12 protein-coding genes are annotated in these 10,657 nt (G+C 46.9%); all 12 read left to right on the top strand.

Going from position 1 to position 10,657, the window contains the following annotated elements:
• Positions 1-732, top strand: a 732-nt coding sequence (locus QVA83_RS07435) for a type II secretion system protein GspD (protein ID WP_502711455.1), incomplete at its 5' end; no start/stop codon positions are given.
• Position 733: 1 nt separating this feature from the next.
• Positions 734-2,299, top strand: coding sequence for a type II secretion system ATPase GspE (gene gspE, locus QVA83_RS07430; RefSeq protein WP_061486816.1), 1,566 nt, complete (start codon positions 734-736; stop codon positions 2,297-2,299).
• Entirely contained in the window at positions 2,300-3,526 is a 1,227-nt protein-coding gene (gspF, locus tag QVA83_RS07425; RefSeq protein ID WP_168463159.1) for a type II secretion system inner membrane protein GspF, read from the top strand.
• Positions 3,526-3,963, top strand: coding sequence for a type II secretion system major pseudopilin GspG (gene gspG / locus QVA83_RS07420; protein ID WP_061486818.1), 438 nt, complete (start codon positions 3,526-3,528; stop codon positions 3,961-3,963). Before gspF ends, gspG begins: the two co-directional genes overlap by 1 nt.
• Positions 3,964-3,968: 5 nt before the next feature.
• Positions 3,969-4,595 carry a type II secretion system minor pseudopilin GspH gene (gene gspH / locus QVA83_RS07415; protein ID WP_061486819.1) on the top strand — a complete coding sequence of 209 codons (627 nt, stop codon included), beginning with the start codon at positions 3,969-3,971 and terminating at the stop codon, positions 4,593-4,595.
• The gene (gene gspI / locus QVA83_RS07410; protein WP_014951311.1) at positions 4,592-5,020 is read left to right on the top strand and encodes a type II secretion system minor pseudopilin GspI; all 429 of its coding nucleotides are present in this window, start codon (positions 4,592-4,594) and stop codon (positions 5,018-5,020) included. Before gspH ends, gspI begins: the two co-directional genes overlap by 4 nt.
• Before the next feature lies 1 nt (position 5,021).
• On the top strand, positions 5,022-5,648 hold the full coding sequence (gene gspJ / locus QVA83_RS07405) for a type II secretion system minor pseudopilin GspJ (protein WP_156079018.1): 627 nt from the start codon (positions 5,022-5,024) through the stop codon (positions 5,646-5,648).
• Positions 5,645-6,691, top strand: coding sequence for a type II secretion system minor pseudopilin GspK (gene gspK, locus QVA83_RS07400; protein ID WP_156079019.1), 1,047 nt, complete (start codon positions 5,645-5,647; stop codon positions 6,689-6,691). The genes gspJ and gspK overlap by 4 nt, the downstream gene beginning before the upstream one ends.
• On the top strand, positions 6,691-7,890 hold the full coding sequence (gene gspL / locus QVA83_RS07395) for a type II secretion system protein GspL (RefSeq protein ID WP_156079020.1): 1,200 nt from the start codon (positions 6,691-6,693) through the stop codon (positions 7,888-7,890). The genes gspK and gspL overlap by 1 nt, the downstream gene beginning before the upstream one ends.
• Positions 7,887-8,366: a type II secretion system protein M gene (locus tag QVA83_RS07390; protein WP_014977776.1), complete on the top strand. Its 480-nt coding sequence runs from the start codon at positions 7,887-7,889 to the stop codon at positions 8,364-8,366. The genes gspL and QVA83_RS07390 overlap by 4 nt, the downstream gene beginning before the upstream one ends.
• Positions 8,363-9,118 carry a type II secretion system protein N gene (locus QVA83_RS07385; RefSeq protein ID WP_039228726.1) on the top strand — a complete coding sequence of 252 codons (756 nt, stop codon included), beginning with the start codon at positions 8,363-8,365 and terminating at the stop codon, positions 9,116-9,118. The genes QVA83_RS07390 and QVA83_RS07385 overlap by 4 nt, the downstream gene beginning before the upstream one ends.
• A 100-nt stretch (positions 9,119-9,218) precedes the next feature.
• The gene (locus QVA83_RS07380) at positions 9,219-10,652 is read left to right on the top strand and encodes a YdgA family protein (protein ID WP_156079021.1); all 1,434 of its coding nucleotides are present in this window, start codon (positions 9,219-9,221) and stop codon (positions 10,650-10,652) included.
• Positions 10,653-10,657: the final 5 nt, after the last annotated feature.

Below are 10,657 nucleotides of genomic sequence, written 5' to 3'. Positions count from 1 at the left end.
GGCGTTATCGAAAATGGCTGGGGCGCAGTGGTACAGGCGGTAAGCACTGATACCAATTCAAATATTCTTGCCACACCTCACCTAACTACCATGGATAACGAAGAAGCGTTTTTCATTGTGGGTCAGGAAGTACCGATTATTACCGGTACGACAACCGGCTCGAACAACTCTAACCCGTTCCAAACGGTGGATCGTCAAGAAGTGGGCATTAAACTTAAAGTTACGCCGCAAATTAACGAAGGCGATGCCGTTCAGCTTCTTATTGAACAAGAAGTGTCTAGCGTTAGCGGTGCGACATCAGTAGACATCTCTATCAACAAGCGCGAAATCAAAACCACAGTGATTGTTGACGATGGTGGTACTATCGTACTAGGCGGCTTGATTGACGAAGACGTACAAGAAAGTGTGTCTAAAGTGCCACTTTTAGGCGATATCCCTGTTCTTGGTCATCTTTTCAAGACGACGTCTACAAGCAAGCGTAAGCGTAACTTGATGGTGTTCTTGAAACCGACCATTGTCCGTGACGGTGCAACCATGAACACAATCAGCCATCGCAAATACAATTACATTCGTGCACTGCAGCTAAAACGCCAGCAAGAAGGTGTATCGCTAATGCCTTACGAAGAAACCCCGACTATTCCACAATGGGATGATGCGCTAGCGTTGCCACCTTCATTCGAAGAGTACCTTTCTGAGAAAGAGAAGCAGAAACAAGAAGAAGGTAACGACTAGCATGGCAGGGCAGGACGAACAAATTACTCAGGCATTAGAGGCGCAAGAAGAAGCCTTAGAAGCCATGGGTAAAGACGCAGGTTTGCCTGAAGAGGAGGCCGGTTCAAGACAGCTTTCTTTTAGCTTTGCAAAGCGTAATCAGGTGTTGCTGGAAACTAATGAAACACCTGCGGTCTTATATTTTACAGAGAATACGCCGTTTGATGTATTTGCCGAAGTGCGACGCTTCTACGGCGAACCTTTTGTTCCTAAAACTATTCCTGCCAATGAGTTTGAAAGCCTGCTTACCAGCGCCTTTCAGCGCGATAGCTCTGCGGCTAAACAACTTATGGAAGACCTTGGCAACGAAAGTGATTTGTTCGCTCTTGCTGAAGACTTGCCTGACACTGAAGACCTGTTAGACAGTGAAGACGATGCGCCTATCATCAAGCTTATCAACGCCATGTTGGGCGAAGCGATCAAAGAAGGTGCGTCAGATATTCACATTGAAACTTTTGAAAACCAGCTTGTCGTTCGTTTTCGCGTAGACGGCGTATTACGCGAAATTTTACGTCCTAACCGCAAGCTTTCTTCCATGCTGGTATCGCGTATTAAAGTTATGGCGAAGTTAGATATCGCCGAGAAACGCGTTCCCCAGGATGGCCGTATTACATTGCGTATTGCTGGGCGAGCGGTGGATGTGCGTGTTTCTACTATGCCTTCAAGTCACGGCGAGCGCGTGGTGCTGCGTCTATTGGATAAGAACAATGCGCGCTTAAATCTAGAAGATTTAGGCATGACGCTGCAAAACCGTAACCACTTTTCATCTCTTATTCGCAAGCCTCACGGCATTATTTTGGTTACCGGTCCAACGGGCTCGGGTAAAAGTACTACCTTGTACGCAGGGTTAACCGAAATAAACTCGCGAGACAGAAACATTTTAACCGTTGAAGATCCTATTGAGTTCGATCTTCCGGGCATCGGACAAACACAGGTTAATCCCCGTGTAGACATGACTTTTGCCAGAGGCCTTCGCGCTATTTTGCGTCAAGACCCCGATGTAGTCATGGTGGGTGAGATTCGTGATATCGAAACCGCGCAAATTGCTGTTCAAGCCAGTTTAACCGGTCACTTAGTACTTTCTACCCTGCATACCAATACGGCAGCGGGCGCGATTACCCGTTTAGAAGACATGGGCATTGAGCCATTTCTGTTGTCTTCGAGCTTATTGGCCGTATTGTCACAGCGACTCGTTCGTACCCTGTGCCCAGATTGCAAAAAGCCACATTCACCTGACGCCTCTGAGCTGGAAATATTAGGGCAGAATGCCACAAGCGACACCACTATCTATAAGCCGCACGGCTGCGCCGCGTGTAACCAAACGGGATACCGCGGTCGTACCGGTATTCACGAGCTATTGTTGGTAGATGAAAAAGTGCGTGAAATGATGCACGAAGGTGTAGGTGAACAAGCCATTGAGCGCTATATCAGAAAAACGACACCAAGTATTCGTGAAGACGGCTGTAGCAAAGTGCTTGCTGGTGCTACCTCACTTGAAGAAGTGCTTCGAGTTACGAGGGAAGACTAAATGGCGGCATTCGCTTTTAAGGCGGTTAATGCCCGCGGTAAAAATACAAACGGTGTGCTTGAAGGCGATAATGCACGTCAGGTTCGTCAGCAGCTGCGCGAAAAAGGCTTAATTCCCTTAGAAGTAGAGCAGGTCGCAGAGCGCACACAAAGCGAAGGCAAAGGCCTGTCGTTTTCCTTATTCAAACCGCGAATTTCTGCATCAGATTTAGCGCTACTCACGCGCCAGCTTGCTACCCTTGTCGAATCGGCCCTTCCTGTTGAAGAAGCATTACTTGCCGTAGCCGAACAGTGTGAAAAGCCTCGCCAGAAAAACATGATGATGGCGGTGCGCAGTAAAGTGGTGGAAGGTCATGGGCTTGCCGATGCTCTAGGGCAGTTCCCTAGTGTATTTGACGAGCTGTACCGCGCAATGGTTGCGGCAGGGGAAAAATCCGGTCATCTTGATACCGTGTTGAATCGCCTTGCCGACTACACTGAGCGCAGGCAACAAACCCGTAGCCAAATCACGCAAGCAATGATTTATCCATCGCTAATGCTATTTTTTGCCATGGGTATCGTGTTGCTGCTGTTAACCGTAGTAGTGCCAAAGATAGTTGGGCAGTTCGATCATATGGGGCAAGACCTCCCGGCCATTACCCAGTTTCTAATTTCTGTCAGTACCTGGCTGCAAAATTACGGCTTATTTATGCTTATTGGTATTGCCGTGCTTGTTGTCATTATTCAGCGCGTGCTGCAGCAAAAGCACATGAAGCTACGCTACCACAGAGCGCTGTTAACCTTGCCATTGATTGGCCGGGTGTCTCGCGGGCTCAATACCGCGCGTTTTGCACGTACCTTAAGTATTTTAAGTGCCAGTGCGGTTCCACTACTAGAAGCTATGCGTATTTCAGGTGATGTGCTGGAAAATCAGCATATTAAAAACCAAGTGGCAGATGCTGCCATTAACGTTAAAGAAGGCAGCAGCCTGCGGGCGGCACTAGATAACACAAAAATGTTTCCACCAATGATGATGCATATGATTGCGTCTGGTGAAAAATCGGGTGAGCTACAGCAAATGCTAGCTCGCGCCGCAGATAATCAAGATAGGGAATTTGAAGCGCTTATTGGTGTCTCACTTAAGGTATTTGAACCCTTACTTATTGTATCGATGGCAGGCATTGTTCTGTTTATCGTTATGGCAATATTGCAACCAATTTTAGCATTGAACAACATGGTGAATATTTAATGAAAACACTTAATCGCAGTTCTGGTTTCAGTTTGATTGAAGTCATGGTCGTACTTCTAATCATCGGTATTATGGCGTCTATGGTGGCACCGCAAATCTTGGGTAACCAAGAAGAAGCGCAGCTTAAAAAGGCGGCGGTAGATATCCAGCAAATGGAAAGTGCGCTTGAAATGTACAAGCTGCGCAACAACCGCTTTCCAACCACAGAACAGGGACTAGAAGCGCTAGTTACCGCACCAACTATCGACCCAATTCCACGTAATTACCCTGAAGGTGGTTTCATTAAACGCCTGCCTGAAGATCCGTGGGGCAATCCATATGCACTAATTAGCCCGGGAGAACTTGGCGTAGTTGATATTTTCTCTAATGGTCCAGACGGCGAACCGGGTACTGATGATGACATTGGTAACTGGAACGTTAACGAATACCTGAACTAACCTTTATGCGCAACCGCGGCAGTACATCTTTGAAAAAAGCAGGCTTTACCCTATTAGAAGTCATGCTGGTACTGCTGCTTATGGGATTGGCGGCGGGTTACGTTATGTTTAACGCATTCGGTGCGAGTAAATCTGACCTGCTAAAAACCCAAGCGCAACGCCTGCAGGTGATTGTTGATATGGCCAGCGATTTTGCGGTGTTAAATCAACAACAGCTTGGTGTGCGGTTTGAAGCCGATAAAAATGAATACTACTTTGTCTACTTAGACGACGATGATGAGTGGCAGCGTATTGAAGGCGAAAAAACCTACGAACCTTATACGTTACCTGAGCCTTTCACCTTCACTTTAAATTTAGACGACTTACCATGGGATGTTCAAGACAGGCTCTTTGACAGGGAACTGTTCGACGAGAATTTAAGTGTTTCTGATGAAGGGGTTGAAATAGGTAACGAAGAAGAGAAAAAGCTGCCTCCGCCTCAAGTGCTTATAATGTCGAGTGGCGAAATTACGCCTTTTACCTTGTCGTTTAATTACGAAGGTGATGACGGCGACAACCCCGTCTATTACAGCCTGCAAAACCAAGATCTTCCGCCTTTAGTGCTTGAAGGGCCTCTGGAGAGACCACTATGAGTGCGTTCAACGTTGATGCATCGACAAAGAACGTTGCACCTGTCACGCCACGCCAGCAAAGTGGCTTGACGCTACTGGAGGTTATGGTCGCCCTGCTTATTTTTGCGCTAACCGGTACAGCAGTACTTAAAGCTGCAGGCGAGCATTTATCAAGCGTTGGGCAAATAGAATCTGTCACCTTTGCCAACTGGGTGGCAAGCAATCGCTTAAACCAGCTTCAATTAGATACCACGTGGCCGCCCAAGAACAATTTAAAAGGCACGATGGAGATGGCCGATCGCACGTGGTACTGGCAGCAAACGGTGACAAAAACCAACGACAACGACTTGCGATCGGTAACCGTTTCGGTGGGTGAAGACGAAAGCTACGGCAGTTCAGTTACATCGGTAACCACTTTCGTTGCGAAACCGACGGCGGGAAATTAGCATGCAGCGCGGATTCACGCTTATCGAAATACTGATTGCTATGGCCATATTCACCCTAATTGGGCTTGCATCAACAGGTCTACTTACCACAGTTATCGACAGCAATGATATTTCAGAAGAGCGTTTTGCAAAACTTCAATTATTGCAGCGTGCCATGATCACGATTGAGCGAGACCTTCAGCAAGCAGTGCCTCGTGCAGCAAGGGTTAACGGCGAAAAGCAAGACGTGGTCATGTCTGGCGGTGAAACCGACGACAGTGACGATGACGGCATTGGTTTTGTACGCGGAGGATGGCACAACCCTCAGTTAATGTTGCCACGAAGTACCCTACAGTTTGTCGCCTATAGACTTAAAGAAAACAAACTGGAGCGCCTTTACAGCAACTATGTGGATAACGTCATAGGCTACGAGCCCAAAGTCCGTGTGCTGTTAGAGGATGTAGAAAGCTTAAAAATTGAATTTCTTGCCACCGCTAACAGTAGTTCGTTAGATGAAGACGAAGACCTGTCGTGGAGCGAGAGTTATAAGGGGGTTGCACTGCCGCGCGCGGTGGCCATTGAGTTTGTCAGTAAAGACTTCGGAAAAATACGCAGAGAATTTACCTTAACTACGGGTGAATCGTCATGACAATCAAGAGTACTCAGCGCAAGTCGATTACTCCACCCGCTAAGCAGCAAGGCGTGGCATTAATGATTGTGCTCATGATAGTAGCCTTGGTTGCGGTATTAGCCACAGAAATGGGTACACGCTTGCAGCTTCAGGTGCAGCGTACGATGAACTTAAAAGACAACAATCAAGCCTACTGGTACGCCATGGGAGCCGAGGCCTTTGCGCGTAAGTCTATCCAGTCTTTGATAGAAGAAAGCCCGAATGTGATTTCTATAGATCAGCCTTGGGCACAAGAATTCAGCTATCCTTTAGAAAACGGTGGTTTAACCGCTAACTTAGACGATTTGCAGGCGTGTTTTAATTTAAACGCGATTACGTCTGGCAGTGCAGGAGGCGCAGGCAGTAACAGCGGTAATGGCAGCAGTGGGCCGAGTAACACCACGGAAGCCATGGACGCTTTTCACACTATGTTGCTATCACTTAGCGTTGACGGACTAGACAACTACACCGCAGATACCTTACGCGACAGTTTAGCCGACTGGGTAGACGAAGATGACAGAATGCGCCCTTACGGTGCAGAAGACAGCGAATACGAGTCCAGAGAGTTTCCTTACCTAGCAGCTAACGGACCACTGGCATCAAAAAGTGAATTGCGTATTATTAACGGTGTATCACCACAGTGGCTAGACGCATTACTGCCATTAGTTTGCGTGATCCCGGATTACAATGAGTTGAAAATTAACGTCAACACATTAGAAGAAGAAGATGCACCATTACTTGCAGGCCTAACGGGATTAGACATTCAGCAGGCCGCAAGTTTGATTAGCAGTCGCCCGCAAAACGGCTGGGACGATACCAATGCATTTTTAAGCGAGCCCTCTATTCAAGCGCTTAATTTAACAAGCACTCGACAAGATTGGTTTTCGGTTAAAACTGAATATTTTATGTTGCATACAAAAACACAATACAACAAAGCAACCTTTAAGCTTTCCACCGTGTTTCACGTTAATGCCGATACCGGCGTTAGTATTGTGAATCGCGAGTTTGGGGGAACCTATTGATGGAACAACTCTTGGTGCGTTTAGGCGCCAACCATACAGACTCAATTAGCTGGCTCGTTTATTCGCGAACCGAAGATGAAATTATTGCATCGGGCGAGCTGCCTAATGCAGAAGCCTTATCTTCGCTGACCGAACGCGCGGGGCAACGAAGTGTTATTGCCTTAGCTCCTAGCAGCGAAATTTTACTCAAATGGGTTGAGCTGCCGCCTAAAGCTGGCCGCAAGATCATTTCTGCCATCCCGTTTATGCTAGAAGACGAGCTTGCCACTGACATTAGCCAGCAGTTTTTTGCGATCGGCCCTAAGCGAGGCGATGAGCAGGCCGTTGCAGTAGTAAGCCATGAAAAGATGGAGCTGTGGCAGTCCTGGCTTAGCGAAGCAGGGTTATTCTGCGACACCATTATTCCTGATGTACTCGCCGTGCCAGTCACCGAAAACGGTTGGTCAGTACTCACATTAGGTGAACAGCTTCTCGTTCGACAAGACACATTCAAAGGCGTGCAGGGCGAGGCAACATGGTTACTGCCAACTCTTGTCCATTTCACAGCACAACAAGAAAGCCCGATAACCATTACCAATTATGCGGGTATCGATTTAAGCACTTTGCCAAATATTGAGGAAGCGCAGGCACCCTTAGAGCTGCCTATGCAAGTATTGGCAAAAGAGGCGATGCAAAGCGGCTTTAACCTATGCCAAGGCGATTACAAAGTAAAACGCAAACGCAGCGGTGTTCTGAATCAGTGGCGTATTGCGGCAGTATTAGCAGTGTTAGCGCTATGCACCAGCCTTATCGACAAAGGATTTTCTCTTTACCAGCTTAAAGCCCAAAATCAGGCGTTAAGCAGTGAGATTAATACCGCTGTTAAAGCGGGTTTCCCCAATATTGGTACCTATCGCAACGTTAGACTGAAGCTACAAAGCGAGCTTGCCAAGTTAGAACAAGGCGGTGGCAGTGCCTCTATGCTAATAATGCTAGACCAGCTCGCTCCGGCTTTTTCAGCCACTGATGTAAAACCGCAAACACTGCGCTTCGATGCCACCCGCACTGAGATTCGCATTCAGGCGCAAGGTAAAAACTTTGAAGCGCTAGAGCAGTTTAAACGTACAGCAGAAAACGCAGGCTTTGTGGTTGAACAAGGAGCCATAAATAATCGTGACAATGGCGTTGTAGGTACAGTATCAGTAAGGAGTACCTCATGAACGCACTCTTAGAAAAGTACAAAGCGCTGACCGAGCGCGAACAAAAGTTAGTACTGGTTTCAGCTGTGCTATTAATAATTGCGCTATTTTATTTTGCGGTATGGTCGCCGCTTAATGCTGCTTTAGATAAACAAAAACAGCTTCTCGACAATCAGCAATCCTTGTTGGTTTGGGTAAAAGACAGTGCAGCAAGAGCGCAGCAATTACGCCGCAGCAGCGGGGGTAAACGAACATTCTCTGGCTCGTTACCGCAAGCGGTAAACCGCACTACTGCTCAGCACGACATTGCTATTTCTCGTATGCAGCCACAAGGCGACGAGCTTCAGGTGTGGGTTGATCAGGCGCCGTTTAACAGTGTTTTGGAATGGCTCAAAGCCATGGAAAATATGGGCGTGATTATTCTTCAAGCGGATATTGCCGAGGCCGATGCGCCAGGCTATATCAAAATTCGCCGATTACAATTAGGTAAAGCATGAAGTCGAAAGTTAGTTGGATTATAGGCGGCATTATTGCCTTCTTATTGTTTGCCATTGCTTACATGCCTGCTGTTCACGTTATTGGCCGTATTGCGTTACCTAGCAATGTTGCCGTTAGTGGTGTTAGCGGCACCTTGTTTTCCGGCAAGGCACAAACTGTAGTGGTTAATGGCCTGCCTATCAACAATGTAAAATGGGAGCTTAGTCCCTTACATATGTTGATAGGTAAAATTAAATTAAACCTTAAAGCAGGTAATATTCGCGATAAAAACGACATTGCATTTGAAGGGCCTATTACCACGGGGCTTTTCAGCCAAAACAGTGTAAATACCGAAAACTTCACGCTGTATTTACCGGTAGACCGCGTGCTTGCACAAGTTCGCCTTCCGCTGCCAGTAAATGCTGGAGGGCGCTTTAAAGTGTCGCTTAGTGACTTAACGTTTGGGCCTGCGTGTCAATCGCTAAACGGTACCGGAGATTGGCTAAACGCGACAGTTGCCGGCACACAGGGTCCTATTGATTTTGGCACTTATTCCGCAAAGCTGCGTTGTGAAGGCGATGACATTGGAATACTAGTAAGCGAGCCTAACTTACTAAGCTTGTCGATGGATGCGGTTATCCCTACTACGATGAAAAATATTCGAGTAAGTGGTAAATTTAAGCCTGACGACAGCTTACCGCAAGAAGTCCATCAGGCCGCACGCTTGTTTGGTGCGCCGGATAGTAGCGGCTATATCGCTATTAAGCTGTGATGCATTAGCACAAACTATGCGTAGAATTTCTAGGCCACCAACGTACTTCACGTTTGTGGCCAGAGGAACTGGGAACACTTTTTAACAAAGGATTGTAATCATGAACAAACCTCTTCTAGCTGGCGCGGGCGTAACTTTGGTTGCACTTGGCGTTGCCCCTTATTTTATTGGCACTAGCGTTCACGAAAATGTTAACGCCGCCGTAAACGAAATTAACCAACAAGCCGTTTATTCTGCCGAGGTACTTTCGTATGACAAAGGCTGGTTTTCGACAACAGCAGAAATCAAGCTTGCTGTCGATTTTCAAGCGCTAATTAATGCACAGAATGTTGACTCCACTGATATACCAATGGAAGAAAACCCTAGCATTACCGCTACGCTAGTAGCTCATCACGGACCGGTGTACTTTGGCGATGGCTTAGGATTAGGCCGCGTTCACTATACGGTCTCTATTGATGGAGATGAGTTAAGAGAATACGTTCAGTGGGATGGCCAACAGCCAATTTATCGCAACGAAGGCGTGGTTGGTTTGTTTGGTGGACTAAGCTACGCAGATGTTATTCCAGCGCTTAGCGTGACGGCCGAAGAAGAGGGGTTCACGCTACTTTTCTCTGGTTATGCGGGTGAAGCTGAGCCTGATGGTGACAAAACTTTGTATACGTCGTCGGGTGAATCGCTAAGCATAAGCGCAGATGAATTTTCCTTAGAGATGAAAAATCTGTCTATGGATATGAGCTATGATGGCGATATGGTAGCGGCGTTCAAAGGTGACTTATTTGAATCTACTGGCAAGGCGCGTATTGAAAGCATAGAAATTTCCAACATTGAGCCAGGTGCGACAGTTAAGATTGAGAACCTAGCTTTTGCTACTGACGTCAAGATTGACGAAGACAATAACACCGCCAATGTCTACGTAGAATACGCTGTCGACAAAGCCGTGGGCCCTGAACTTGATGCTACAGACATGGTATTAGGCGTTGCCATCAATAACTTAGATATCGACTTCATTAAGGCCTATCAAGAATTTAGCAACAATTCATTATTAGTGCCTTCTGAAGAAGTGCCAGCCAAAATGATGGAGTTTATTGAAGCTAACTTGCTAACACAGCTTAAAGCTGAGCCAGAGATTAATATAACGAAGCTGAAAGCAACGTTGCCTGAAGGGGCGTTTAACGCTTACGCAAACACGAAATTAGTGGGTATAGATGCACTTCCTGGTACGTTGGAAGACGCCGCTTATTGGGTCACGCATTTGCTGGCTGATGCACAAATCACCGCCGATAAAGCGCTTGCACAGAGTATGGCATCTGGCTATATGATGGGCCAACTAATGGCGACGCCACAAGCACAAAATATGACGGCTGAAGAGCTTCAAGCCGCTGTAGAACAACAGACACCTATGATGCTAAGAACCTTTGCTCAACAAGGCTTAATAAAAGAAACCGAGAAAGGTTACGAGACAAAGCTAACACTTAAAGATGGCGAAGCCAGTGTGAACGGTACGCCTATTCCGCTGCCTTTTGCCCCTCAATAATAGTT

The organism is Alteromonas sp. AO-Serp, from assembly GCF_017849675.1.
Taxonomy (GTDB): domain Bacteria; phylum Pseudomonadota; class Gammaproteobacteria; order Enterobacterales; family Alteromonadaceae; genus Alteromonas; species Alteromonas macleodii.
The sequence above is the reverse complement of the archived record's forward strand: the minus strand, read 5'-3'. Positions and strand labels throughout refer to the sequence as shown.

What these genes read in the sequence shown, in the direction of transcription:
- gspE (WP_061486816.1), top strand. Translation starts at nt 734, where the DNA reads ATGGCAGGGCAGGACGAACAAATTACTCAGGCATTAGAGGCGCAAGAA.
- gspF (WP_168463159.1), top strand. Translation starts at nt 2,300, where the DNA reads ATGGCGGCATTCGCTTTTAAGGCGGTTAATGCCCGCGGTAAAAATACA.
- gspG (WP_061486818.1), top strand. Translation starts at nt 3,526, where the DNA reads ATGAAAACACTTAATCGCAGTTCTGGTTTCAGTTTGATTGAAGTCATG.
- gspH (WP_061486819.1), top strand. Translation starts at nt 3,969, where the DNA reads ATGCGCAACCGCGGCAGTACATCTTTGAAAAAAGCAGGCTTTACCCTA.
- gspI (WP_014951311.1), top strand. Translation starts at nt 4,592, where the DNA reads ATGAGTGCGTTCAACGTTGATGCATCGACAAAGAACGTTGCACCTGTC.
- gspJ (WP_156079018.1), top strand. Translation starts at nt 5,022, where the DNA reads ATGCAGCGCGGATTCACGCTTATCGAAATACTGATTGCTATGGCCATA.
- gspK (WP_156079019.1), top strand. Translation starts at nt 5,645, where the DNA reads ATGACAATCAAGAGTACTCAGCGCAAGTCGATTACTCCACCCGCTAAG.
- gspL (WP_156079020.1), top strand. Translation starts at nt 6,691, where the DNA reads ATGGAACAACTCTTGGTGCGTTTAGGCGCCAACCATACAGACTCAATT.
- QVA83_RS07390 (WP_014977776.1), top strand. Translation starts at nt 7,887, where the DNA reads ATGAACGCACTCTTAGAAAAGTACAAAGCGCTGACCGAGCGCGAACAA.
- QVA83_RS07385 (WP_039228726.1), top strand. Translation starts at nt 8,363, where the DNA reads ATGAAGTCGAAAGTTAGTTGGATTATAGGCGGCATTATTGCCTTCTTA.
- QVA83_RS07380 (WP_156079021.1), top strand. Translation starts at nt 9,219, where the DNA reads ATGAACAAACCTCTTCTAGCTGGCGCGGGCGTAACTTTGGTTGCACTT.